Below are 23137 nucleotides of genomic sequence, written 5' to 3'. Positions count from 1 at the left end.
GGTTTGTTAGAGACCGATCATTTGTTCTGTAGTGCAGGTTCAGTCTCGGCAGCAGCGTGCTGCTGCCAGTAGAGGTCCTCGATCTCTGTCGGTGGCCGGTGATCGAGTTCGCCGTGCAGTCGGGCGGTGTTGTACCAATGGACCCATTCGGCAGTCGCGATCTCGACGGCGTTCGTCGATCGCCACGGGCCCTTCCGGTAAATCAGCTCGTGCTTGTACAGCGAGTTCAGGGCTTCGGCCATCGCGTTGTCGTAGGAGTCCCCGCGCGAGCCGACTGAGGCGACGGCGCCGGCCTCGTCGAGGGCCTGGGTGTAGCGCACCGCTCGATACTGGACTCCGCGGTCGGAATGATGAATCAGGCCAGTGATGTCCTGGCCGGTCCGACGCCGCAGCCACAAGCCCATCGCGAGGGCGTCGATCGCCAGGTCGGCGAACATGCGGGTCGAGGTCTGCCAGCCGACGATCATCCGCGAGAACACGTCCAAGACGAATGCCACGTAGACCCAGCCGGCATCGGTGCGGACGTAGGTGATGTCGGCAACCCACAGCTGATTCGGCGCTGTCGCGGCGAATGCGCGGTCAACGAGATCACCGGGGTGTTCGGTCTCGGCCGCTGGTTTCGTGGTGCGCGGGAACTTCCCGCGCACCACCCCACGGATTCCCAGGTCACCGCACAATCGTTCGACCGTGCACTTCGCGACCGTTATCCCTTTGCGGGCGAGTGCGGCGCGGATCTTGCGGCGCCCATAGATACCGCCGGAGTCTTCGTAGACGTCCATGATCTGTTCTTTGAGTTCCTCGTCGCGCAGGGCGCGGGCCGATGGACCGCGGCCTCGGGCGGCGTAGTAGGTCGATGGCGCGATCGCGCATCCGGCCTCGGTGAGGGCGGTGCAGATCGCCTCGACGGGCCATCGACGGCGGTACTGGTCGATGAAATCGACGATCAGCGGCGTGGCCGGTCGAGCTCGGCCGCGAAGAAAGCCGACGCGGTCTTCAAGATCTCGTTCGCCCGCCGCAACTCCGCGTTCTCACGCTCGAGCTGACGGATCCTCTCGATATCGGAGACCGTCTCCACGCCAGGGGTTTCGGCTTGGCCCTTCTCGACGCGGCGGACCCAGTTCCGCAGAGTCTCGGGGTGGATATCGAGTTGCTTGGCGATCCGCGCCAACGCACCCGGCGCGGTCGCAGGATCGCTACGGGCATCGATGGCCATCCGCGTGGCACGGTCCCGCAACTCCTTCGAGTACTTCGATGGGCGAGGCATGAAACAAGTGTCCCTTCCGGTCAAACCTGCCTCCATCAAACCCGGGACGATTCAACGTTCAGCCGAGGCGCCTCGCGGAGTTGAGTAAGGCACGTGACCTGGTCATCAAGCGGCTCGAAGGTGAACGCGACCGCCTCATCCTCGATGCCGCCGTCGCGGCGGAAAAGGAACGCGCCGGTGAGAAACCGAAAGAATCATCGGAGAGCCTGAATCGTAAAGCCGTCGAACTCGACGCCCGTCTACGCAAGAGGCTCGCACTGCTTGACCACCAGCAGCTTATGTCGACCAAGCCACCACGCATCGTCACCGCAGCACTGGTGCTCCCCGTCGGGATACTGGAGACCGACCTACCCGCGACCGCGCCCATCCACGCGAAGGAGACCAAAGAGGTCGAACGCCGCGGTGTCGACTTGGTGATGGCCCGTGAACGTGAACTCGGACGCAAGCCCGTCGAGCAGGCCTTCAACAATCCCGGTTTCGACATCCTCTCCACAGACGCCAAAGGCGACACCTACCGCATCGAGGTCAAAGCGCGTATCGAAGGAGCGACCGACTTCTTCGTCACCCACAACGAGGTGATGGTTGGTAAGAACGCCGCCCCGCGTTACCGCCTCGCTCTCGTCCGCGTCGACCCGCGTGGCGCCCAGCACGACGAGGTCCGCTACCTCGACAACCCATTCGCCACCACCGACCTCGGTGACTTCAACGCCACCGGCATCCGAGGCGATTGGTCCAAGCAGTGGGCAAAAGGGAAGGCGCCGTTTTGATGGCATCCAAGTCCTCCCGAAAACGGCGGAACAAGAAGCGCCGCCAGGACGCTACTAAAGCCGGGCACGCCGACCAACACGTTCAGGTAGTGCTGGAGCGCGCCTTCGATACTGCTGGGTTGCTTTCAGACGTCTCGAAAGCGACCGACCCTGCAGCGGAGGTTGAGCGGCGCATCGATGATGCGGCGACGCAGTTCGTCGAGGGGTTCGCTGGCTACGACCCTCTGGGAACGCTTGAGGCCATTCGCATGATGACGTTGCCGTTCGCCCCGGCGGGCGTCTCGCCGCCCGCCAGCGCGCAGAGCGGCCCCGCTGTCGCAGAGGTCTTGGCCGTTGTGCTCCGGTGTGCGGAGTCAGAGATGGATTCCGGTGTCGAACCCAAGCGGGTCGATCAAGACTGAATCGCCCCGGGTTTGTCAGAGGCTCGCAAGTGCCGCGTCGGCGGGTACCGGTGCGGGGTGGTTGTGATGATAGGTGTCCTCGAGCTCGATGGGCGGGATCATGCCGATCTCGCCGTGCAATCGCCGGTGATTGAACCAGTCGATGTATTCCGCGGTCGCGATCTCGAGGTCGTCGATATTCTTCCAGGGCCCGCGGTTGCGGACCAGCTCGGCCTTGAACAGCGAGTTGAAGGCCTCGGCCAGGGCATTGTCGTATGAGTCGCCGGTGGAACCGACCGAGGCGGCCGCGCCAGCCTCGGCAAGACGCTCGGTGTAGCGGATGGCGACGTATTGAACGCCCTTGTCGCTGTGGTGCGTGAGCCCGGTGACCGACTGGCCTGCGCGATCGCGGGTCCAGATGCCCATCTCCAACGCGTCCAGCGCAAGGTCGGTCCGTAGCGACTTCGAGAGCTGCCAGCCGACCACGCGGCGAGAGAACACGTCGATGACGAACGCGGCATACACCCAGCCGACGAAGGTGCGGCAGTAGGTGATGTCCGCGACCCACAACTGGTTCGGAGCGGTTGCAGTGAAGTCGCGATCGACCAGGTCAGGCCGACTATCCGGGCCGCGACCGGAGATCGTGGTGCGCGGGCCCTTGGCTCGGCTAATCCCTCGTAACCCCGCAACGCGCATGAGCCGCTCGACCGTGCAGCGCGCGACGACGACGCCCTCGCGACGCAGTTGGGCGTGGACCTTCTTCGCCCCGTAGACGCCAAAGTTCGCCGAGTGGACGCGGTGGATCTCGATCAGCAGTTCCTCGTCGCGCAGTGCTCGCTTCGAGGGTGGTCGGGTCTTGAACGCGTAGTACGTGCTCGGCGCGATCTGCGTGCCCGCTGCGGTCAGCGTCCGACAGATCGGCTCGACGCCGAACTCATGCTTGTACTGGTCGATGTATTCCACGATCAACGCTGTGGGCGGTCGAGCTCCGCCGCGAAAAAAGCCGAGGCCGACCTCAGGATCGAGTTCGCCCTGCGCAGCTCACGCACTTCCTTCTCCAGCTCGACCAGGCGCTGGGACTCGCTGGTCGTGGTCCCGGGACGGTGCCCCTCGTCGACCTCGGCCTGCACAACCCAGTTCCTCAAAGTCTCGGGATTGATCCCCAGTTGCTCGCCCACACGGCGGAACGTGCCCGACCTCGTCGATGGATCGCGCCGTGACTGAACAGCCATCCTCGTGACTCTCTCCCGAAGCTCGTCGGGGTACTTCCTCGGTGCTGCCATGCTCCTCATCCTCCCGTGGATTCAGAGCCTCCACCAGACCCGGGGCGATTCACCCTTCAGCAGTACCCACCCCAGCCCTGCCGCCAAGCCCCGAATTGATCTACCAACCCTTCGCCGAAGGTACCCCGGAGGCGGGCACCGTGGCGCCGACCTTCCTGCCGGGTCGGGGTGTCGAACAGGTGAATTGCACGACTAGCCCGGCGGACACTCCTCGACTTTCGCTATTATCAGTAGCACTTCGTGCGAACCAAGATCGCCAGGCGCCCGAGAGCAGTCTCGGGGATGGGAGTGTGGGTGCGGTGATGGCGGCCAGGCGCGACGCGGGTCCTCGGTCCAAGGACGTGATGGATGACAAAGACCCGCGTTTGGTTCGTTCACGCAACCGGTTGGTTGATGCGGCATCTGCCCTGTTGAAGACCGGCGGGGTTGATGCAGTCACGGTCGGGGCGGTCTCCCGGATGTCGCGGGTGGCTCGAACGACGTTTTACCGGCATTTCGACGGCACCACCGATTTGTTGGCTGCGGCGTTCGAACGATTGTTGCCCCACGCCGACGTCCCTGACGCGCACGGACCAATCCGCGACAGTTTGGTGCGGTTGGTCCGTGCTCAGGCTGCGTTGATCGAGCAGGCGCCACTGCAATTGACCGCCTTGGCGTGGCTGGCGATGGTGCCGGAGGAGCCCGGGGAGCAGCAGAACACCCTCGCGCCGCTGCGCGCTCGTGTCATCGCGCAGTACCGGGAACCGTTCGATCAGGTGTTGCAGAGCGCCGCCGCCCAGAAGGAACTCGACGAGTTCGATCCCGGCGTGGCCATCACCCAGCTCGTGGGCCCGCTGGTCTTCGCGCGGCTGTCCGGCCTTCGCTCGATGAGTGGCGCGGACTGCGAACAGCTTGTCGACGACTTTCTCGCCGCCCACCGCCGCTGATCCGATAGTCCCGCGTCGCCGAACAATCCATTCCTTTCGCTACATGCTGTAGCGTAGTGATACCGATTGATTCATTTGTCGAAGGGTGTGCGATGCCAACGCAGCGATGGATGCGTGAGCAGTGGTGAAGCTTCGGCGATCGACCGGTCGCGGTGAGTACAGCCGGTCGCTGGGGCAGGTGGGACGCTTCGTCTTGTCGCACAAAGCGCTGGTAGCGGGCGTCTGGGTGGCTGTTGCCGTGGTGTTGGCTGTGCTGTTTCCCCAGTTGGAAACAGTTGTGCGCCAGCAATCGGTGGACCCAATTCCTAAGGGCGTGCCGTCGTTTCAGGCGCTCGATCGCATGGGCGAGGCGTTCGACGAAAAGGGCGCGAAGACCACGGTGTTCGTGGCAATGGAAGATCCGGCCGGACTCACCGAGCCCGCCCGCCAACGCTATGACGACCTCGTGGTCCGGCTCCGCGCCGACCGCGATGATGTGCAGGCCGTACGCGACCTGCTCGCCGACCCGATCACTGCCCGACAAGCGCTCAGCGAAGACGGCAAAGCCTGGTACTTGCCCGTCGGGGTCAGCGGCAGCCTCGGCGGGCCGACGGCGGCCCACGCTGTGGAATCGATCCGCGAGACCGCAGCAGAGGTCTTTACCGGCACCAGCACGACAGTCCACGTGACCGGACCAACAGCGACCTTCAGCGACCAAATCGTCACCGCTGAAAAGGATCTGGTGGTCATCACCATCGCCACCGTCGTGCTGATCGCCATAATCTTGCTGATCGTCTATCGGTCGGTGTTCACTGCGTTGCTACCGCTTCTGGTCATCGGTATCAGTCTCGCCGTAGCCCGCGGAGTCATGTCTGCGTTAGGCGAACTGGGCATGCCAGTCTCGCAATTCACCGTTGCGTTCATGACCGTCATCTTGCTCGGCGCCGGTGTGGACTATTCGGTCTTTGTGATCAGCAGATACCACGAAAGGCTGCGCCAAGGCGCCGCCGCGTCCGACGCTCTCATCGATGCCACCGCCACCATCGGACGGGTGATCCTTGCGTCGGCAAGCACTGTTGCTCTCGCGTTCTTAGCCATGGTCTTCGGGCAGCTCAGCGTCTTCGCCACCCTCGGCCCCGCCTGCGCAGTGGCGATCCTCATCGGATTCCTCGCCACCGTCACGTTGTTGCCGCCAGTGCTGCTGTGGGCTGCGCGATGGGGGTGGGGTGCCCCGCGCAAAGACCTCACGCGGCGCTACTGGAACCGCATCGCGGTCCTCGTCGTACGCCGCCCGGCGCCGTTGCTGGCCGTCAGCCTCGTCGGATTGACGATCCTGAGCGTCACCGCGCTGGGCATTCAGATCACCTACGACGACCGAGACGGTCAACCCACAACCACCGACAGCAACGAAGGTTACGCACTGCTCAACCGGCACTTCCCGCAAGACATCACCATCGCGGAATTTGTCGTCGTGGATTCGCCCACCGATCTGAGAACAACCAACGGACTTGCCGACCTTGATCAGATGGCAGCTCGGATTGCGCAGATCCCCGGCGTCACCCGTGTGGTCGGTGTCACTCGCCCGACCGGAGCCAAACTCGAACAAGCCCAACTCTCCTGGCAGAACGGGCAGATCGGCGATCGGGTGGCCGGCTCAGTGGGTGAGGGCCAAGCCCGCAAAGGTGACCTCGAACAATTGCGTTCTGGTGCAGACCAACTCGCCGACGGCCTCGAACAACTCGACATACAGATCCGCACCAATCTCACCCCACTGGCTGGCATTCTTAACCAAGTCACCACCATCGGGGCCGAAATAGGTCAATACCAACCACTTCTACAAACACTGACCGCCGCCGCACCCCAACTCGACCAAGCCGCGCAGAACGCCCCTCAGCTAGCAGCCCTGGCCGAACAGTCATCAGCCGCCATAGCCACAATCACCTCAGTGCTCCCGTTACTGGATAACTCAGCGCTGTGCACTCAACTACCCCAATGCAGCACCCTGCGCCAACAAGCCCGCGATCTCGCCGCACTCCGCGACAGCGGGTTCTTCACCCAGATCACGACACTGTCCACCCAGCTCGCGCAGATGGACACCCCCCTCACCGCGGTCACCAACCAACTCAACGCCACCGTCGCCACCCTCGAGACCACGCTGGGAACCATCGGGGCCCAAGACCTGCCAACCAAACTCGCCCAACTGCAGACCGGGGTCTCCCAACTCGCCGCCGGCTCGCGAACACTCGCCGAAGGCGTATCTGCACTCGTCGACAGCAACCTTCAACAACTCGCCGGCATGGCCACGCTCGCCGCCCAACTACAGACCACCGCGCGCGAAACCCGCGGCTCGGACTCGGCCACCGGCTTCTACTTACCCAAAGATGCTTTCGCTGACCAGCAATTCGCCGACGTTGCGCGCCAATTCATCTCCCCGGACGGACACACCGTGCGCTACGCCGTCCAGACAAGCTTCGACCCCTACAGCGCGGACGCCATGCGCCTGGCCAGCACCATCGCCACCGTCGCCAACGACGCAAAACCCAACACCACCCTGACCGACTCCACCGTCTCCGTCGCCGGCTTCCCCGCTATCAACGCCGACCTGCAACGACTGCTCACCAACGACTTCCGCCTCCTGGCCCTGGCCACCCTGGCCATCGTCGGCATCATCCTGATCATCCTGCTGCGCTCACTGGTCGCACCCATCTACCTACTCGGCACCGTCGTACTCAACTACACCGCAGCATTGGGCATAGGCGTCCTGATCTTTCAGCACATACTCCACACCGACATCGCTTGGCCTGTGCCCCTATTAGCGTTCATCGTCCTGGTAGCCGTCGGCGCCGACTACAACATGCTGCTGGTCTCACGATTGCGCGAAGAATCACATCACAACGTCCGAGTCGGAGTGCTCCGCACCGTCACCAACACCGGCTCAGTTATCACCTCAGCAGGCCTCATCTTCGCCGCCAGCATGTTCGGCCTCATCGCCGGTTCCATCGGCATCATGACCCAAGTCGGACTCATCATCGGCGTAGGCCTTCTCATCGACACCTTCATCGTCCGCACCATCGTGGTACCAGCCATCGCCACACTCCTCGGCAACGCAAGCTGGTGGCCCCAAAAGCCAACGACCCCTCCCACCCAACGCCGCCACCGACCCCACCCCGCAAAGCAAACATAAAGCCGGGGGACTGCTGCACGACCAGGTGACAGTTTCGGTGTCATGCCGCTGAGGCGGCTGTGTTGATGATCGTCTCGTATTCGATCGGGGTCAACCGGCCGAGGCGGGCCTGACGACGGCGTCGGTGGTAGGTCCGTTCGATCCAGGTGACGATCGCGATCCGCAACTGCTCGCGGGTGCTCCAGCGGTGCCGGTCCAGGACGTCCTTCTGGAGGAGCGCGAAGAACGATTCCATCGCTGCGTTGTCGCCGGCGGCACCGACTCTGCCCATGGACCCAACCAGGCCGTGTCGGTTGAGCGCGGACACGAACTTCCGCGACCGGAATTGAGAGCCCCTGTCCGAATGGACAATACAACCCGAAACATCGTCCTCTCGGCGGGCAACAGCGTTGTCCAGAGCGGTCACGGCGAGACGGGACTTCATCCTGGAGTCGATGCTGTAGCCGACGATCCGCCCCGAGCAGGCGTCTTTGATCGCGCAGAGGTAGAGCTTGCCCTCGTCGGTCCAATGCTCGGTGATATCAGTGAGCCACACTTGGTCCGGTGTGTCGGCGGTGAAGTCGCGTTCGACCAGGTCGTCGTGCACAGGCGGGCCCGGCTTCTTACCGTTCTTCCCACGTTTCTTGCCGAAGCTCGACCACCACTGGTTGGCCGAGCAGATCCGCCATGCCGTCCGCCCGCTCATCGGCTGACCAGCAGCTTCGGCTTCATCGGCGAGGAAGCGGTACCCGAATTCCGGGTCATCACGATGCGCGTCGAACAGGGCGTTCGCCCGCTCCGCTTCGACCCAGTCTGCCGCGGTGACCGCGTCCCTGAGCCACCGGTAGTAGGGCTGTCTGGAGAGCTTGAGTACCCGGCACGTCACCGTGACGGGGATTCCGTCGGCGGCGAGCTCTTTCACGAGCGGGTAGAGCCTTTTCCCGGAAGGTTCGCCTGCGACAGATATGCCGCAGCCCGTCGCAGGACCTCGTTCTCCTGCTCCAACAACCGATTCCGCTTCCGAAGCTCTCTCAGTTCGGCAGATTCGGTCGACGTTGTTCCAGGCTTGTGTCCGTCGTCGATGGCGACGCGGCGCATCCACTTGGCCAGGGTCATCTCATGGATCCCGAAGTCTTTCGCGACCTGCGCGAGTGTCACGCCAGGTTCACGGTCTCGGGCTACCCGGACCACATCGTCGCGGAACTCCTGCGGATAAGGCTTAGGCACGATAGTCATCCTTCCAGGCCCACCCTCGGGCAAGCCAGATCAGATGTCACCTATACGTGCAGCAGTCCCGTTAGCCCGCTTCAATTCAGTGTTCTCGCGTCTGAGTCGCTTGAGTTCGGCCGATTCCTCAGTCGTTGTTCCCGGCCGCTGGCCAGCATCGACCTCGGCCCGACGACACCACTTGCGGACCGTTTCTGGCGTACCTATCCCGAGTAGCTCAGCGACCTTGCCCATCGCTGCCCACTCCGAGTCATCCTCAGCCCGAATCTCAGCGACCATCCGGATCGCCCGCTCACGCATCTCGGCCGGGTACCTCTTCGTCCCACTTCCTGACATGACTCCATCCTTCCCAACGAACAGAGTCTCCGGACACGCCGGGGCGATTCACGATGAGGATGGGCGCCGGCTGGTGGTGCGTAACGGCTACCACAACCCGCGGGAGGTGATGACCGCCGCCGGTGCGGTTCCGGTGCGGGCACCAAGGGTCAACGACAAACGGGTCGACCCTGAAACTGGTGAACGCCAACGGTTCTCGTCGGGGATCATCCCGGCCTGGGCACGTAAAAGCCCCGAGGTCAGCGCGGTGTTGCCGCTGCTGTACCTGCACGGGTTGTCGTCGGGAGATTTTGGGCCGGCGCTGGAGCAGTTTCTTGGCTCGGGTGCGGGGTTATCGGCGGCCACGATCACTCGACTGGCCAGCCAGTGGCAGAAGGAAGCGGCCGCCTTCGACGACCGCGACATCACCAGCGATTATGTCTACCTCTGGGTCGACGGCATCCACCTCAAAGTCCGGCTCGAGCAGGAGAAGCTGTGTCTGCTGGTGATGATCGGCGTGCGTGCCGACGGCCGTAAAGAGCTCGTCGCCCTGGCCGATGGGTACCGCGAATCCACCGAATCATGGGCCGATCTATTGCGGTCGTGCCGACGCCGCGGCATGGCGGCCCCGAACCTGGCCGTCGGGGACGGGGCGCTGGGGTTCTGGGCTGCGCTGCGCGAGGTGTTCCCGGACACCCGAGAGCAGCGGTGCTGGTTTCATAAACAGGGCAATGTGCTTGCCGCACTGCCCAAGTCGGCCCATCCGAATGCGATCAAAGCGATGCAGGAGATCTACAACGCCGAGGACATCGGCTACGCCCGTAAGGCCATCGCCGCCTTCGAGAAGACCTACGGGGCGAAGTATCCCAAAGCGGTCGCCAAGATCGTCGACGACGCTGATGTGCTGCTGGAGTTCTACCACTACCCGGCCGAGCACTGGACCCACCTGCGCACGACCAACCCGATCGAGTTGACCTTCGCCACCGTGCGGTTACGGACCAAGGTGACCAAGGGACCCGGCTCCCGAGCCGCGGGACTGGCGATGGCCTACAAGCTCATCGAAGCCGCACAAGTGAAATGGCGAGCCGTCAACGTGAAGCGCCCTGGGTTTCGTTCCGTGGTTACACGGTCGCGGGCGCGGTCGTCGTGGTGTGAGTGTAGGTCGCTCCGACGTTCGCCGGGGTGCGGTAGCCGAGAGCTTCGTGGAGCCGGGAGGTGTTCCACCAGTGGACCCAGCCCATCGTGGCGAGCTCAACCTCGCTGACTGACTCCCAGATCCGCTTGGAGTAGATCAACTCCGCCTTGTATAGGCCGTTCACTGTCTCGGCCAGCGCGTTATCGTAGCTATCGCCGACGGTACCTACTGAAGCCGTAACTCCCGCGGCGAGCAGAGCGTCCGAATAGGCGAGCGAAACGTATTGACTACCCCTGTCGGAATGGTGGATCAATCCGCTTTCGTTCCTGCTCACCCCGGTGGACTGCAGTGCATGCTCCAGTGCGAGCAATGGCAGAGACTCCGTGTGGAGCGTGGGCGCGACCGCCCAGCCGACAATTCTGCGACTGAAGACATCGGTAACGAATGCGACGTAGCAGAACCCGGAGAGCATCCGGACGTAGGTGATGTCGGCGACCCAAAGCTGCTGCGGTCGATCCGCGACGAACCGCCGTTCAACGAGGTCCGGGCGCTGGTCATCTCCGTCTGCGGAGCAGGTGGTGACGGGCTTTCGACCTCGGCGAACGCCCTGCAGGCCGGCGATCTTCATCAGCCTCGCGACCTGGTCGCGACCGACGTTCCATCCTGCGTGGCGCATTGCGTGCCACATCTTCCGGACCCCATAGACGCTGTAGTTCGCCTGATGAATCCGCTGCACCTCCTCCGCCAGCATCTCGTCCCGAACGCTGCGAGCGGAGGCCGGCCTGTTCTTGGCAGCGCGGTATCCGCGGGAGGTGATGAACCCACATTCTGTCGCACTGAGGATGCGGCAGATGGCCTCGACCCCGAACTTCTCGCGATGCATGTCGACGAACGCGATCATTTCGTCGTGGGGCGGTCGAGTTCCGCTGCGAAAAACGCTGAGGCGGCCTTCAGGATCTCGTTCGCACGTCGCGCCTCGGCGAGCTCCCGCCGGAGACGGCGATTCTCCTCCTCGAGCGGCTCTCCCGGTCCGACCGGCTCGGTGGCGCCGTAGCGATTGCACCAGATCCGCAGCGTCTCTGTGCCGACACCGAGCTGCGGCGCGACGGCACGGATCGATGCTGCGCGAGGGCCGCCCTCGCGGGCTTGGCGGTCGTAGACCATGCGCACGGCACGCTCACGCAGCTCTGGACTGAACTTCTTGGGCATACTCCGATTCTCCTTGCTGAGACTCGGAACGGAACCCAGGGCGCTTCAACGCACCCCACGTCGTCGCCCTCGTCCGAGCCGGCAAGACCTTCGAGAAAGGCAAACTCGTCGAATCCGACACCCCATCAACATCGCAAGAGGAGGCCGCCTGAAACAACCTCATCCACAGGTCTTGACAATATCTCCGATACGAAGGCGCCATTTGCACTGACAATTGAGACCGCGCTCCTCGTGGGAGTTATCACGCTGTCGGGCGAGGGGCGGGTGCTCCATGACCTTGGGGGCTGGGCCGTAGTCTGGTACGTCGTTGGCATCCTCCTCTTAGTAGCTAGCGTCCTATGTGCGGCCTGGGTTGTGCGTCCCCGGCTACGGGCCTCCAACCTCGAGGTTGAGGCGCCGGACAACTTTGTCTATTTCGGACACCTGCGGCACCTGACGCCCGAAGCCGTTCAGGATCGGCTCGAGGGCCCGACTCTTCTTCCGGTACTGTCGAAACAGCTCGTGGAGATGAGCAAGATAGCGTGGACAAAGCACCGGCTTGTGCAGTTGTCTATGAGTCTTTCTCCGATTGGCGTTATGGCACTTGGCATATGTGCGACATGCTGACTTGTGTGAGGCGATGCTCGGTCGTCAGAGCAGAGGGGTTGCCGCTGCATGGGCGCCGCAAGAGATCGATCTACGCCAAATGTTCGCCGAAAGTGACTTGGATGGCCGACCACATGGAGAATCAAAATTGACACGACTCATCGAGGCACGCATGTTCTGTCAGACTTCCGGGGGTAGCGCTGCTAATCTCCGCTGCATCTCGACAGCGGCGCGACGCGGGTTGTCGGGCTTGAGCCTCGCCCCAACCCCCTTCTCAGTTCAGCCACTCCCGGCTGTACACGTCCTGCCAACGGACATGCACCTGGGCGCCGGCCCGCCGTGCGCGGTCCGGGCCGAGGGTCTGGCCCAGAACCTGTTCGACGGCGTCGCGGACTCGGTCGGCCTCGGCGTGGAGGTCGTCGCGGTAGCGGGCGACGAGCCCGATCGTGAGGCCGGTGAGTTCATCGTCGTCGCCGTCCAGCCGGACGTGGACCACCAGGCGGCCGACGGCGTTCCGCACCCGCGTGGCCAAGAGTTGCTTGAGGACGCGGTCGTTGACGCGGACCCTCGGGTCGTCGGTGGCGAGGTCGCGGCCGGGCCGACGGAGCCGGGGCAGTCCGGACGCGATCGCCGAGACCAGGCGTGCGACGTCGCCGGTCGGCTCATCGAGGCGGCGGCTCGCGTCCACCAGCCAGGCGTCGGTCGGATCTCCGCCTACAGCCTCTGAATTCATGTCCGCGTCCTCCTCTCTCGACTCTGTCGCTGTGCTTCGGGTTCGCCGATGCGTTCCTCCGGGCTCGGCATCCCGCTACTCCCAGGCTTCCACGGCGCGAGGCGAGTGGTGAGGAAGGTCCGACTGCGCTGGAGGTGCCCACGCACCGAACCGTTGCTGATCTTCAGTACCGACTCGATCTCGCCGAGAGAGAGGCCCTCGACCTCCCGAAGCCACCACACCGCCCGCGGTACGGGCGGCAGGTGCGTCAGTTCGGTGCGGAGTGCTTCGACCAATTCGGCTCGCTCGGCGGCCTCGCTCGGCAGCGGCTGGGCCGACTCGAGGTCGGCGAATTGCTCGTTCTCAGTGGGCAGTTCCCGGCGGCGGCGATAGTGGTCGATCACCTTGCGATGAGCGATGCCGAGCACCCAGGTGCGGACCGCGCTGCGGAACTCGAAGTCCGGCAGTGCGCGCCACACCGCGATCATCGTCTCCTGCGCGACGTCCTCGGCGACCTGCGGATCGTCGATCATGCGCCGGACGAATCGCAGCAGGAGCGGCGCCGTTCGGCCGATCAGGACGTCGAAGGCCTCCGGATCACCGGCACCTGCGGCGGCGGCCAACTCCTCGTCGGAGAAGTCGTCCAGACCTGGGCTCGCCCGGTGACCGTTGGTGTGATTCAGATCATTCACCGATTCGCGTGCAACTTTCTGTTCGGCTGCGACTGACTATATACAACCCCGGAACCGACGGGGTCCCTTGGAAAGGACCAGCATGAGCGAACAGACCACCGCGAAGTCGACCGACGCAGGCACCGACACCGACGGTCCGCGCACCACCGGGCGCGACGTCCAACTGGCCCGGAACTCGACGACCGCGCTCAACGGCAGCCTCGGCACCACGTCGATCGCGGACGTCGTCGTCGCCAAGATCGCGGGAATCGCCACCCGCGAGATCGACGGTGTGTACGACCTCGGCGGTACCACGGAACGCGCTGTCGGCAAGGTCCGCGACGTGCTGCCGGGTACCAGCACCAGCGTGACTCAGGGAATCGACGTCGAGGTCGGGGAGCGGCAGGCCGCCATCGACATCTCGATCGTCGCCGAATTCGGCGTGGCCATCCACCAACTCGCCGGGGCCATCCGCCGCAACGTGATCAACGCGATCGAGCAGATGACCGGCCTGGAAGTGACCGAAGTGAACGTGACCGTGCACGACATCCACTTCGACGACGAGGACCAGGACTTCGGCGAACCGCGGGTCCAGTGATGGCGCCGCCTTCGGCCGACGACGCGCTGGTGAAGGACATCGCCGCCGCCGTGCTCGCGGTACCCGGAGTGGTGGAACTCGACGGCGGAATGTTCGGCGAGGTCGCCACGTATCTCCCGGGCGAACGGGTCAGCGGCATCCGGCTCTCCGACGAGGAGGGCTCGGTGCACATCGTGGTCGATCTGCGCCACGACCTGCGCGAGGTGGCGGCGCAGGTGGCGGACACGGCCAGTGAGATCAGCGGCCGCCGGTTCTCGGTGACCATCGAGGACGTCACCACCGGAGAACCCGCCGCCGCCGGGACCGCGACGACCGAATCTGAAGGAGAACTCGATGACTAAAGCTGCGACGATCGGCCTGTTCGCGGGCCTGCTGCTGGCGTTGGCGGCCACCACCGGCGGATTCGGCGGTCTGATCCTGGCGCTGATCCTCGGAGCCGTCGGGCTGATCGTGGGCCTGCAGGTCGACGGCACCATCGATGTGCGCGCGATCGCGCGCGGACGCAGCCGTGGCTGACGTCTCGGCCCCGTCGGCCAACGTGCCGGACACCACCGCGCCCGGTCGGCTGACGATGGCGGACAGCGTCTTCGAGAAGATCGCGTTGGCCGCCGCGTTGAGCGTCGACGGCGTGGTCCGTCACGACGGATCGATGGCGGGTCGGCTGGGCGCGTTCGTCGGCGGTGAGGCGACCGCGGGCTCCGACTATCCCCGGGTGCGGGTGGAGAGCGCGGGCGGCGCCGCCCACGTCGTGGACCTCACGTTGGCGCTCGCGTGGCCCTCACCGATCTCCGCCACCTGCTCACGGGTGCGGCAGAAGGTCGGCGACGAACTCGACCGGCTCACCGGGAACCGCCCGGTGCGCGTGAACGTCGCGGTGGAGGCGGTGGTGCCCGGAGCCGCCGCGAGATTCAGGAAGAACGGCTTCGTGCAACTGCCCGATCCCGACGACGGGCCCGCTGCAGGCGAAGCCGTTGACGAAGGGGGAAGACCATGACACCGTCGGCCGCCGAAGACCGTGACGACGAGTTGCGGGACATCAGCGATGAACCGATTCGCGATCCGGCGGGGTTCCCCGGAGCCGCCATCGCCGGCGGGCTGCTCGGGGTGGCGCTGCTCGTGCTGTGCGGGGCGATGATCCGGGACCTACTGGTGACCACCGGCGCCGTCTCCGGGGAGACCTGGACTCACCGTGCCGCCGACAATCTCGGGTCGTCCACCTGGAGCGGTTGGATGTGGGCGATCCCCGCCGTCTGCGCCGTGGTCGGCCTCGTCCTGCTCTGGCTCGCGGTGAAGCCCCGCCGGCGAACGCACCTCAACGTCGACGGCGTCCGCGTGGTGTGGACCCGCCCGGTCGACGTCGCGCGCCGCGCGAGCGCGGCGGTCTCCGAGGTGCCCAACGTCCGGCATGCGCTGACGACGGTGGGACGCCGCCGCATCAGGGTGACCGTCCGCACGTCCGGGCCCGTCGACCGCGATCGCATCGCGCAAGTGGCCGATGACGCGGTCGGGGCGGTGAGTTCCGGCAAGCACGTGGTGGTGAAGGTCCGGGGGCCGAGGAAAGAGTTCGTCGAATGAACCGCGGAGCCGCAGCCCTGCACCGACTGTCGATCGGTGTGATCGGGCTTCTGTGTCTGGTACTGGCCGCAGGGGTGATCCTGCACCAACTGTCGGTGCACCCGGTCGAGGGGTGGGTGGACCGAATCGACACCGGAGGCATCCGTGACGCGACCGCCGCCGGTTGGTTCGCCGCCGTCCTGGTCGCCGTCGCACTGCTCGCGTTGTATTGGGGCTGGAGGCTGATCCGGACCACGATCGCGCCGCGCCGACCCGAACTCCTGGTGCTGAACGGCAGCGGGCCCGAGGGGACGATGACGGTCTCGCTCAAGCAGGTGGCCTCGGCCGTCGAAGAACAACTCGCCACACAGACTGTCCTGCGCCAGGTGCGCGTGCAGGCGATCGACGACCGCGGCGAGGCGATCATCCGCATCACGGTCGACGTCGCACCCGAGCGCTCGTACGACGAGATCGTCGGCATTGTGACGCCGACGATCGAAGACCTCCGAATCGCGCTGGGGGATTCGGATGTGCACGTCCAGGTCTTCATTCACCTGGACGCGCTGCAATAACCGAAGTGAAATCCGAGAAGAGGAGTTGCCGCAATGGCGATGGAAGACAAGATGAGCAACAAGGCCGACGAGCTCAAGGGCAAGGCCAAGGAGGCCGGCGGCTCGCTGACCGGCGATGACGACCTCAAGAACGAGGGCAAGGCCGATCAGGCCGCGGCCGCGGTGAAGAAGGGCGTCGAAGAGGTCAAGGACGCGGCCGCCAAGGTGAAGGACAAGCTCACCGGCGACAAGTGATCGCACGCCGGCCCGTCGGGAACTCCCCGGCGGGCCGGCGCTTCTTTGTGTCCGCACTTTACCTTCTGGAAGGTAAAGTGGCCGGATGGAGTCCGAGACGCGGGTGCGCATCCTGCAGGCGGCCAAGGAACTGGCCCAAGAGAGCGAATCGGTGCAGGGGGTGACGATCTCCCTGGAGTCGGTCGCCGCTCGTGCCGGGATCACCAAACCCGGCCTGATGTACCACTTCCCGACCAAACGGGAACTCATGCTCGGTCTGGTGGAATACGCTGCGCGCCACTGGGACTCGCTGTTGCGCGCGCACGCCGGAGCCGGTCCCGCCGACCTGGCCGTCTTCGACCGCTACCGCGCGTACGTCACCGTCGCCACCACCGCCGACGTATCCCGGGCCGACTACTGGATCTTCACCGATGCGCTCTACCACCCCGCACTGACCGAACCCTGGGCTCGTGTCCTCGGACCGTGGTTCGCACTCGAGGACGTGCCCGTACCGGCGCGGGCACGGCTGACGGCCGCGCGTTTCTGCGCCGACGGGGCGTGGATGTCGGAGGCCACCGGCGTGTTCCCCGCCGACGATCTTCCCGCCGTCCGACGCCACGCGCTCGCGCTGATCGACGCCGCCGAGGGGGCGGAGCGGTGAAGTGGCTGCTGCTGGGCGGCGCCATCGCCGCCGAGGTGACCGGGACGCTCACCCTGCGCGCCACCGTCGACCATCCCGGCTGGATTCCCGTGGTGATCGTCGCCTACTGCGCGGCTTTCGCTCTGCTCGCGCAGACCCTGCGCGCCGGTATGCACATCGGCGTCGCCTACGGGATCTGGGGTGCTTCCGGCGTCGCACTCGTCGCAGTGCTCGGCGTGGTGATCTTCGGTGAGACGCTCGGGGCGCGGGCGATCATCGGAATCGCGCTGATCATCCTCGGTGTGGTCGTGGTGGAGACGGGGGCGAAGACCGTCGGCGCCGCGAGCGAGGAGCAGGTGCTGTGAGCTGGGTGTGGCTGCTGCTGTCGATCGCCTCGGAGGTCACCGGCACCTTGGGCTTGCGTGCGGCCGGTGCCGGTCGCCGTCGCTGGCTGATCCTGGTGGGGGTCGGATACACCTGTGCCTTCGTCTTCCTCGGCTTCGCCCTCGACGCCGGCGTGCCGGTCAGTGTCGCGTACGGAATCTGGACCGCCGTCGGCATCGTGGCGATAGCGACGCTCGCCCGCGTGATCTGGAAGGACCCGTTGACCGGCCGGATGCTGCTGGGCATGGCCCTCATCATCGCCGGCGTGCTGCTGGTGGAACTCGGCTGACGCTCGTTTCGTCGACGTCCAGAATCTTGGACATTTCGCGTGCGGACTACGCGCGCATAGTGGGTTCACTCTCAATCAGCCAATCGAGGAGGACTCCTATGACCGCGTTATCCGACCATATCGTCGATGCCCACAACCGAGGACTTGCAGAGAAGGATATGGAATTGTTCGGCAGCATCTTCGCCGATGACGTCGCCGTGGAACTGCCGGGCGGGACGAGTTTCGAGGGCCGCGACGGGATCGTGCAGACAGCCGTCGCGTTCTACACCGCCTTTCCCGACATCCGGCTCACGCCGCGCCAGATCTGGGCCGACGACAACGGCGTCGTGGTGGAGCAGGTCTTCACGGGGACGCACACCGGCCCGCTGGCCACGCCGAACGGGGAGGTGCCGCCGACCGGAAAGAAGGTGGAGTTCGGACTCATCGACACCTTTCTCGTCACCGACGGAAAGGTGAGCGCGCACCGCGTCTACTACGACAATCTCGCACTCCTGGGACAGCTCGGGCTGGCCTGACGGACAGACACGACGGCGGGGCGGATCACGGCGGTGTGCCGGGTCCGCCTTCCGCGTGTTCCGGAGCCCGTCACCGTTCGGAGTAGTTCTCCAGCAGCCGCCGGCCGATGATCATCCGCTGGATGTCGGCGGTTCCCTCGCCGATCAGGAGCATGGGGGCCTCGCGGTAGAGGCGTTCGATCTCGTACTCCTTGGCGAAACCGTATCCGCCGTGGATCCGTGAAGGCGTCCTCGACCACGTCGCGGCAGTACTCGGAGGCCAGGTACTTCGCCATTCCGGCTTCGAGGTCGTTCCGTTCGCCCGCGTCCTTGACGCGGGCGGCGCGGACCACCATCTGATGCGCGGCTTCGACCTTCGTCCCCATCTCCGCGATGCGGAAGAGGACGGCCTGGTGCTCGGCGATCGGCTTGCCGAAGGTCTCGCGCTGCTGGGCGTACGAGGTGCCGAGCTCGAAGGCGCGGTGGGCGACGCCGACGGCGCGTGCGGCGACGTTGACGCGGCCGACTTCGACGCCGTCCATCATCTGGTAGAAGCCCCGGCCCGGCTCGCCGCCGAGGATCTCGGCGGCGTCGATCGAATAGTCGTCGAAGAGCAGTTCGGTGGTGTCGACGCCCTTGTACCCCATCTTCTCGATCTTTCCGGGGATCGTGAGGCCAGGTGCCGCCTCGCCGAATCCGGGCGTCTTCTCGATGAGGAAGGTCGTCAGGTTCTGATGCGGACGGTCGCGCCCCTCGGGAGTGCGGACCAGGACGGCCACGAGTGACGAGCTCGCGCCGTTGGTGACCCACATCTTCTGGCCGTTGACGGTGTACCGTCCTCGGCCGTCGGGGGTGGCGGACGTCGTGACGGCGGCGACGTCGGACCCCAGACCGGGCTCGGACATGGAGAAGGCGCAGGTGAGGTCGCCGGCTGCGAGGCGGGGAAGGTACTTCGCCCTCTGTTCCGGTGTGCCGTGCTGCTGCAGCAGGTAGGCGACGATGAAATGCGTGTTGATGATGCCGGAGACGCTCATCCAGCCACGGGCGATCTCTTCCACGACCAGCGCATAGGTGAGCAGCGACTCGCCGAGTCCGCCGTACTCCTCGTCGATGGTGAGGCCGAAGAGCCCCATCTGCTTCATCTGCGCGACGATCTCCGTCGGGTACTCGTCCGCGTGTTCCAGATGGGTGGCCATGGGCAGAATCTGCTGGTCGACGAAATCCCGGACCGTCGCGAGGATGTCTCGCTGTTCGGTGCTGAGGTTCTCGGTCGCACACAACTTGCCCATGGGTCCTCGTCTCTGTTCGCTGCCCCAACCATCGTGCATAATATGCGGTTCTGCCTCCGGGGTGAGGCGGATCTGGTGACGTACGCCGCCCAGGAAGCTCTTCGACCTGCCGTGATGTCACTGGCAGAAGCGCCGGTGCACCCGCATCTCGTGGCACGTGAGACCTTCGTAGAAGTGGAGGGCGTACCGCAGCCGGCGCCCGCGCCGCGGTTCAGTCGGACGCCGGGCTCCATCTCGCGGCCTCCGGCCGAACCGGGTGAGCACACCGACGAGGTACTGACCGACTGGGGCTTCGACGCCGAGCGCCTCGCCGCACTGCACGCATCGGGTGCCATCAGCTGAACCGCGCACGGGTCAATCAAATTGCAACGCACGACGCGCCGGACACTCGAGTGCCCGGCGCGTCGTGCGCATTGTGTGAAAGATATTATCCAGGTGACAGAACCGACACCAGTGAGGCGGCAGATCATCGTGAGTGCACCCGTGTCGAGCGGCCGTGGACGGCATAAGCAGTTGCCGGACGCGGTCACGAGCTACGTCCGTGAACAGATCATGTCGGGCAACCTCAAGCCGGGCGAATTCTTGCGGATGGAGCCGATCGCGGAGACGGTCGGCGTCTCGATCACTCCGGTGCGCGAGGGCCTGCTGCGCCTGTCGAACGAAGGATTCGTCACGGCCGTGCCCCGCCGTGGTTTCGTGGTCGCGGAGTTCACGCGACAGGACGTGCGCGATCTGTTCTGGGCGCAGGCACAGTTGTCGGGAGAACTCGCCGCGCGTGCGGCCGAGCGGATCACCGATGTCCAGCTCCAGCAGCTCGAAGAAGTGATGGCGCAGTGCGATGCCGCGGTGAGTTCGGGCAATACCGAGGCCATCGGGGACCTCGGACACCAGTTCCACCGGCTGATCAATCTCGCGGCCGACTCCGACCGGCTCGCTCGACTGCTGGCGTCCATCGTCAAGCACCTGCCCAACTCGTTCTACGCGTCGATCGAGTCGCATGTGCGCACGGTGACGCCCGAACACCATCAGATGCTCGACGCGCTGACCGCGCACGACGCCCAGCGCGCACGCGAGATCACCGAGAAGCACATCGTCAACAGCGCCGACTACGTGGTCCAGATGCTCGAGGAGCGCGGACTGTGGAAGGACGCGGAGTAGGCGTTGCCGGTCACGACGTCCGTCGAGGCGTCCGCGCCGGTTGACATTCAAGTAGGTCGAAGCCGGATGATGTCCGGGTGGCAGATTCCAGGTTGATGTCGATCGGATCGTTCGCGCGGCGGAGCGGTCTGACGGCGAGTGCGTTGCGTTTCTACGCTGATGCAGGTGTGCTTCTGCCTGCACAGATCGATCATTACGAAACCCGGCACCGCGACGCTCGAGTCGCCGGACGAGGACGGTCGCGTCCTCGAGGCGCTGCTCGACAGCCGCTGGAGCTGCCGCGGCTATCAGGAGGGCCGGCAGGTTCCGCGTGCGGACATCGAGCGGCTGCTGTCGATCGCTCAGCGGTCGCCGTCGTGGTGCAACAACACGCAGCCGTGGCAGGTCATCGTCACCCGAGGGCGAGGGAACGGAGCGATCCCGCGCGGCTCTGACCGAGTGGGATCGGCGAAGCAGGCGATGGAGAACTTCCGGCTCTTCGGTGCGCCGCACGTCGCGATCGTGACGACCGACGCGGTGCACGATGTGTACGGTGCCGTCGATTCCGGGCTCTACGTGAGCAACTTCCTGCTGGCGGCGCGGGCACTCGGTCTCGGCGCCATTCCGCAGGCGGCCCTCGCGATGGCGTATCCGCTGATCCGGTCGCATTTCGCGATCGCCGACGATCGCAAGGTCCTGCTCGGCATCTCGTTCGGCTACGCCGACCCCGACCAACACCTACCGCACCTCGCGTGCGGAGCTGTCGGACGTGGTGCGCTGGGTCGACGCCTGAGAGAGGCCCGGACGCGGCCCGCTCACTGCGCGGCCGCGCCTGCGTCGCGCTCGACCGGTGCGACCTTGACGTGATCCGGCCGCTTCAGCGTGCCCTCGCCGATCAGCTCCACATCGGCCTTGATGTTGAGGGCCGAGCGGATCCGGTCCTCGATGGCGGCCTTCACCTCGGGGTGGCGTGCGGGGTCGACGGCGTCGGCGACTTCGGCCACCACAGGCAGTGGACGCTGGGTGGAATGACCCTCGAAGTCGGGGCGGATACGGATGTGCCCGGTGGTGAGCGGCGCCATCTCCTCCACGAGTTGCTTCACCGCTGACGGGAACACGTTGATGCCGCGGACGATGAGCATGTCGTCGGTGCGCCCGACACACCGAACCTTGTATCCGGTCCGACCGCAGGCGCAGTCGGTGGCGGTGACGACGACGTGATCGCGGGTGCGGAAGCGCAGCAGCGGCGACGCCCGACGCCCGACGCCCGAGGGCGGTGTACACCACTTCCCCCTCGACGCCGGCCGCGGGGGCGAGCACCTGCCCGTCGGCGGGATCGATGATCTCGGCGATGATCAGATCCGGCGAGTGGAAGTGCATGCCCTCCCCGGCTTCGCATTCGCCCCAGTAGATGCAGCCGAGGTCGGTGCCGCCGAGCATCTCGCGCGAGGTGGCGCCCCACAGCGACTGCAGCTTGTCGCGGATCGCGGGCAGTCCGCCGCCCGGCTCGCCGCCGACGCTGATGCTGCGGACGCCCAATTCGGCGGCGGGCACACCGACGATGTCCGGCGCCTGTTCGGCGAGGTAGGCGAGGAAGTTGGGCGTGCCGATGAGCGCCTCCGGACGCTGGTCGGCCTGTACGCGCAGCAGACGCTCGGCACCGGCCTCCGCGCCGATAGGGATGTCGACGATGCCCATGTGCCTGGCGATCTGGACCACCGGGAGCCCGCCCACGAAGCCTTTGCTCATGCCGAATCCGTGCAACATGCGGTCGCCCGGCCGGAAGCCGTTGGCGTACAGGGCCCGGGCGCCGAGTTCGCTCCAGATCGTGATGTCCGATTCGGTGAGGCCGACGTACGACGGGCTGCCGGTGGTGCCCGACGACGCCTGGATCTGGACGATCTCCGACATCGGCGCCGCCACGTGCGAGCCGAGCGGAGGATGCTCCGCCAGACTGTCCCGGAGCTCCTGCTTCTCGGTGAAGGGGAGATCGGCCAGGTGGTCGAGCGTCGTCACTCGGTCGATGTTCACCGAGTGCTCGGCGAATTTCGCCCGGTAGAACTCGCTGTTGGCGGCGAGGTACGCGAGCTGCTCGGCCAGCCGCGACTCCTGCATCGCCCGCGCCTGGTCGGGGCCGATCACCTCGACGGCGCTCCAGTAGTCGGCGGAGAACGGTCGGGTGCTCATGCTGTCTCGGCTCCTCTTCAACGCGATCCGGGTCGATGCGATCCGGCCGGCGCACCGGGGCTGCTGCTGTGTCCCGGGCCACTGGGTTATCTGAGCATAATATATTATGCTACCGATGATGGACGTGATCCAGACGACGATCCCGGCTAGAAAGGCTTTCAGCT

The 23137-nt window shown here is 65.4% G+C and carries 25 protein-coding genes, 6 pseudogenes and 2 other annotated features; of the genes and pseudogenes, 22 read left to right on the top strand and 9 right to left on the bottom strand.

The window, feature by feature from the left end; all coding sequences use genetic code 11:
* Positions 1 to 17: 17 nt before the first annotated feature.
* Positions 18 to 1264 (bottom strand): IS3 family transposase gene (locus P5P27_RS18750; RefSeq protein WP_464367261.1). Its coding sequence is split into 2 segments (ribosomal slippage): positions 18 to 982 and positions 982 to 1264, totalling 1248 coding nucleotides; the frame shifts between segments, so codons are not numbered across the junction.
* A gap of 56 nt (positions 1265 to 1320) precedes the next feature.
* Between P5P27_RS18750 and P5P27_RS18745 the strand changes: the two are divergent.
* A pseudogene (locus tag P5P27_RS18745) lies at positions 1321 to 2031 on the top strand (protein NO VEIN domain-containing protein); the annotation flags it as partial.
* On the top strand, positions 2031 to 2432 hold the full coding sequence (locus P5P27_RS18740; protein ID WP_006896686.1) for a hypothetical protein: 402 nt from the start codon (positions 2031 to 2033) through the stop codon (positions 2430 to 2432). The pseudogene P5P27_RS18745 and the gene P5P27_RS18740, both read left to right, overlap by 1 nt.
* Before the next feature lie 15 nt (positions 2433 to 2447).
* On the opposite strand, the gene P5P27_RS18735 is transcribed toward P5P27_RS18740, so the two are convergent.
* Positions 2448 to 3694, bottom strand: a protein-coding gene (locus tag P5P27_RS18735; protein ID WP_223291304.1) for an IS3 family transposase whose coding sequence is annotated in 2 segments (ribosomal slippage) — positions 2448 to 3409 and positions 3409 to 3694 — 1248 coding nt in all. Because the reading frame shifts where the segments join, the coding sequence is not laid out codon by codon here.
* Positions 3288 to 3416, bottom strand: a sequence feature (AL1L pseudoknot). It overlaps the preceding gene by 129 nt.
* Before the next feature lie 344 nt (positions 3695 to 4038).
* Between P5P27_RS18735 and P5P27_RS18730 the strand changes: the two genes are divergently transcribed.
* Both P5P27_RS18730 and P5P27_RS18725 read left to right on the top strand, forming a co-directional pair.
* Positions 4039 to 4620 carry a TetR/AcrR family transcriptional regulator gene (locus tag P5P27_RS18730; RefSeq protein WP_020173037.1) on the top strand — a complete coding sequence of 194 codons (582 nt, stop codon included), beginning with the start codon at positions 4039 to 4041 and terminating at the stop codon, positions 4618 to 4620.
* A gap of 121 nt (positions 4621 to 4741) precedes the next feature.
* Positions 4742 to 7783, top strand: coding sequence for an MMPL/RND family transporter (locus tag P5P27_RS18725; protein WP_006896682.1), 3042 nt, complete (start codon positions 4742 to 4744; stop codon positions 7781 to 7783).
* A gap of 40 nt (positions 7784 to 7823) precedes the next feature.
* Here P5P27_RS18725 and P5P27_RS18720 read toward each other — a convergent pair.
* A protein-coding gene (locus tag P5P27_RS18720) for an IS3 family transposase (RefSeq protein ID WP_371308121.1) occupies positions 7824 to 8989 on the bottom strand; the annotation gives its coding sequence in 2 pieces (ribosomal slippage) (positions 7824 to 8702 and positions 8705 to 8989; 1164 coding nt in all).
* Positions 8990 to 9058: 69 nt separating this feature from the next.
* A pseudogene (locus P5P27_RS18715) lies at positions 9059 to 9325 on the bottom strand (transposase); the annotation flags it as partial.
* 52 nt (positions 9326 to 9377) lie between these two features.
* On the opposite strand from P5P27_RS18715, the pseudogene P5P27_RS18710 reads away from it, so the two are divergent.
* Positions 9378 to 10397 (top strand): annotated as a pseudogene (locus tag P5P27_RS18710) (IS256 family transposase); the annotation flags it as partial.
* Positions 10398 to 10425: 28 nt separating this feature from the next.
* On the opposite strand, the gene P5P27_RS18705 reads toward P5P27_RS18710, so the two are convergent.
* Positions 10426 to 11648, bottom strand: a protein-coding gene (locus tag P5P27_RS18705; RefSeq protein WP_233500136.1) for an IS3 family transposase whose coding sequence is annotated in 2 segments (ribosomal slippage) — positions 10426 to 11369 and positions 11369 to 11648 — 1224 coding nt in all. Because the reading frame shifts where the segments join, the coding sequence is not laid out codon by codon here.
* Positions 11246 to 11379: a sequence feature (AL1L pseudoknot), on the bottom strand. Its footprint overlaps the gene before it by 134 nt.
* 231 nt (positions 11649 to 11879) lie before the next feature.
* On the opposite strand from P5P27_RS18705, the gene P5P27_RS18700 reads away from it, so the two are divergent.
* A complete protein-coding gene (locus P5P27_RS18700; protein ID WP_006896938.1) occupies positions 11880 to 12254 on the top strand; it encodes a Pycsar system effector family protein in 375 nt (124 codons plus the stop codon).
* 253 nt (positions 12255 to 12507) lie between these two features.
* Here P5P27_RS18700 and P5P27_RS18695 read toward each other — a convergent pair whose 3' ends face one another.
* Both P5P27_RS18695 and P5P27_RS18690 read right to left on the bottom strand, forming a co-directional pair.
* The gene (locus P5P27_RS18695; protein ID WP_006896937.1) at positions 12508 to 12966 is read right to left on the bottom strand and encodes a hypothetical protein; all 459 of its coding nucleotides are present in this window, start codon (positions 12964 to 12966) and stop codon (positions 12508 to 12510) included.
* Positions 12963 to 13637 (bottom strand): RNA polymerase sigma factor, encoded by a 675-nt coding sequence (locus P5P27_RS18690; protein ID WP_006896936.1) that lies wholly within the window; start codon positions 13635 to 13637, stop codon positions 12963 to 12965. The genes P5P27_RS18695 and P5P27_RS18690 overlap by 4 nt, the downstream gene beginning before the upstream one ends.
* Positions 13638 to 13719: 82 nt before the next feature.
* Here P5P27_RS18690 and P5P27_RS18685 point away from each other — a divergent pair, with 82 nt between their 5' ends.
* The 11 genes from P5P27_RS18685 (at position 13720) to P5P27_RS18635 (ending at position 18381) form a co-directional block, all read left to right on the top strand.
* Positions 13720 to 14214: an Asp23/Gls24 family envelope stress response protein gene (locus tag P5P27_RS18685; RefSeq protein ID WP_006896935.1), complete on the top strand. Its 495-nt coding sequence runs from the start codon at positions 13720 to 13722 to the stop codon at positions 14212 to 14214.
* Complete coding sequence (locus P5P27_RS18680; protein WP_006896934.1) at positions 14214 to 14555, top strand: Asp23/Gls24 family envelope stress response protein; 342 nt, start codon at positions 14214 to 14216, stop codon at positions 14553 to 14555. The genes P5P27_RS18685 and P5P27_RS18680 overlap by 1 nt, the downstream gene beginning before the upstream one ends.
* A complete protein-coding gene (locus P5P27_RS18675; protein ID WP_006896933.1) occupies positions 14548 to 14730 on the top strand; it encodes a hypothetical protein in 183 nt (60 codons plus the stop codon). The genes P5P27_RS18680 and P5P27_RS18675 overlap by 8 nt, the downstream gene beginning before the upstream one ends.
* Positions 14723 to 15208, top strand: a complete 486-nt coding sequence (locus tag P5P27_RS18670) for an Asp23/Gls24 family envelope stress response protein (protein WP_006896932.1) — start codon at positions 14723 to 14725, stop codon at positions 15206 to 15208. The genes P5P27_RS18675 and P5P27_RS18670 overlap by 8 nt, the downstream gene beginning before the upstream one ends.
* Positions 15205 to 15789, top strand: a complete 585-nt coding sequence (locus tag P5P27_RS18665; RefSeq protein WP_006896931.1) for a DUF6286 domain-containing protein — start codon at positions 15205 to 15207, stop codon at positions 15787 to 15789. The genes P5P27_RS18670 and P5P27_RS18665 overlap by 4 nt, the downstream gene beginning before the upstream one ends.
* Entirely contained in the window at positions 15786 to 16340 is a 555-nt protein-coding gene (locus P5P27_RS18660; protein ID WP_006896930.1) for a hypothetical protein, read from the top strand. Before P5P27_RS18665 ends, P5P27_RS18660 begins: the two co-directional genes overlap by 4 nt.
* A gap of 33 nt (positions 16341 to 16373) precedes the next feature.
* Complete coding sequence (locus tag P5P27_RS18655) at positions 16374 to 16574, top strand: CsbD family protein (RefSeq protein WP_006896929.1); 201 nt, start codon at positions 16374 to 16376, stop codon at positions 16572 to 16574.
* A gap of 85 nt (positions 16575 to 16659) precedes the next feature.
* Positions 16660 to 17214, top strand: coding sequence for a TetR/AcrR family transcriptional regulator (locus P5P27_RS18650; RefSeq protein ID WP_222110817.1), 555 nt, complete (start codon positions 16660 to 16662; stop codon positions 17212 to 17214).
* A complete protein-coding gene (locus P5P27_RS18645; protein WP_006896927.1) occupies positions 17211 to 17558 on the top strand; it encodes a DMT family transporter in 348 nt (115 codons plus the stop codon). The genes P5P27_RS18650 and P5P27_RS18645 overlap by 4 nt, the downstream gene beginning before the upstream one ends.
* Positions 17555 to 17866, top strand: a complete 312-nt coding sequence (locus P5P27_RS18640) for a DMT family transporter (protein WP_278125493.1) — start codon at positions 17555 to 17557, stop codon at positions 17864 to 17866. The genes P5P27_RS18645 and P5P27_RS18640 overlap by 4 nt, the downstream gene beginning before the upstream one ends.
* A gap of 98 nt (positions 17867 to 17964) precedes the next feature.
* Positions 17965 to 18381 carry an ester cyclase gene (locus P5P27_RS18635; RefSeq protein WP_082781281.1) on the top strand — a complete coding sequence of 139 codons (417 nt, stop codon included), beginning with the start codon at positions 17965 to 17967 and terminating at the stop codon, positions 18379 to 18381.
* A gap of 70 nt (positions 18382 to 18451) precedes the next feature.
* Here the strand turns inward: P5P27_RS18635 and P5P27_RS18630 are convergent.
* Positions 18452 to 19649: pseudogene (locus P5P27_RS18630) on the bottom strand (acyl-CoA dehydrogenase family protein).
* Positions 19650 to 19763: 114 nt separating this feature from the next.
* On the opposite strand from P5P27_RS18630, the gene P5P27_RS18625 reads away from it, so the two are divergent.
* The 4 genes and pseudogenes from P5P27_RS18625 (at position 19764) to P5P27_RS18610 (ending at position 21579) form a co-directional block, all read left to right on the top strand.
* Positions 19764 to 19991: a hypothetical protein gene (locus tag P5P27_RS18625; RefSeq protein ID WP_039867638.1), complete on the top strand. Its 228-nt coding sequence runs from the start codon at positions 19764 to 19766 to the stop codon at positions 19989 to 19991.
* A 123-nt stretch (positions 19992 to 20114) separates the two neighbouring features.
* Complete coding sequence (locus P5P27_RS18620) at positions 20115 to 20807, top strand: GntR family transcriptional regulator (protein WP_372452473.1); 693 nt, start codon at positions 20115 to 20117, stop codon at positions 20805 to 20807.
* Positions 20808 to 20902: 95 nt separating this feature from the next.
* Positions 20903 to 20953 (top strand): annotated as a pseudogene (locus P5P27_RS20830) (hypothetical protein); the annotation flags it as partial.
* A gap of 13 nt (positions 20954 to 20966) precedes the next feature.
* Positions 20967 to 21579 (top strand): annotated as a pseudogene (locus tag P5P27_RS18610) (nitroreductase).
* Positions 21580 to 21601: 22 nt separating this feature from the next.
* Here the strand turns inward: P5P27_RS18610 and P5P27_RS18605 are convergent.
* A complete protein-coding gene (locus tag P5P27_RS18605) occupies positions 21602 to 21868 on the bottom strand; it encodes a hypothetical protein (protein WP_233500179.1) in 267 nt (88 codons plus the stop codon).
* 145 nt (positions 21869 to 22013) lie between these two features.
* On the opposite strand from P5P27_RS18605, the gene P5P27_RS18600 reads away from it, so the two are divergent.
* Positions 22014 to 23123, top strand: coding sequence for a hypothetical protein (locus P5P27_RS18600; protein ID WP_260868228.1), 1110 nt, complete (start codon positions 22014 to 22016; stop codon positions 23121 to 23123).
* Positions 23124 to 23137: the final 14 nt, after the last annotated feature.

The sequence above is a fragment of the Gordonia sihwensis genome (genome assembly GCF_029632925.1).
GTDB lineage: Bacteria > Actinomycetota > Actinomycetes > Mycobacteriales > Mycobacteriaceae > Gordonia > Gordonia sihwensis.
This window is presented reverse-complemented; position numbering and strand designations above follow the sequence as displayed.

Coding starts and splice junctions, on each gene's coding strand:
- P5P27_RS18730 (WP_020173037.1), top strand. CDS start 4,039: ATGGATGACAAAGACCCGCGTTTGGTTCGTTCACGCAACCGGTTGGTT.
- P5P27_RS18660 (WP_006896930.1), top strand. CDS start 15,786: ATGAACCGCGGAGCCGCAGCCCTGCACCGACTGTCGATCGGTGTGATC.
- P5P27_RS18680 (WP_006896934.1), top strand. CDS start 14,214: ATGGCGCCGCCTTCGGCCGACGACGCGCTGGTGAAGGACATCGCCGCC.
- P5P27_RS18655 (WP_006896929.1), top strand. CDS start 16,374: ATGGCGATGGAAGACAAGATGAGCAACAAGGCCGACGAGCTCAAGGGC.
- P5P27_RS18685 (WP_006896935.1), top strand. CDS start 13,720: ATGAGCGAACAGACCACCGCGAAGTCGACCGACGCAGGCACCGACACC.
- P5P27_RS18605 (WP_233500179.1), bottom strand. CDS start 21,868: ATGGCGCCGCTCACCACCGGGCACATCCGTATCCGCCCCGACTTCGAG.
- P5P27_RS18740 (WP_006896686.1), top strand. CDS start 2,031: ATGGCATCCAAGTCCTCCCGAAAACGGCGGAACAAGAAGCGCCGCCAG.
- P5P27_RS18650 (WP_222110817.1), top strand. CDS start 16,660: ATGGAGTCCGAGACGCGGGTGCGCATCCTGCAGGCGGCCAAGGAACTG.
- P5P27_RS18695 (WP_006896937.1), bottom strand. CDS start 12,966: ATGAATTCAGAGGCTGTAGGCGGAGATCCGACCGACGCCTGGCTGGTG.
- P5P27_RS18635 (WP_082781281.1), top strand. CDS start 17,965: ATGACCGCGTTATCCGACCATATCGTCGATGCCCACAACCGAGGACTT.
- P5P27_RS18665 (WP_006896931.1), top strand. CDS start 15,205: ATGACACCGTCGGCCGCCGAAGACCGTGACGACGAGTTGCGGGACATC.
- P5P27_RS18675 (WP_006896933.1), top strand. CDS start 14,548: ATGACTAAAGCTGCGACGATCGGCCTGTTCGCGGGCCTGCTGCTGGCG.
- P5P27_RS18625 (WP_039867638.1), top strand. CDS start 19,764: ATGTCACTGGCAGAAGCGCCGGTGCACCCGCATCTCGTGGCACGTGAG.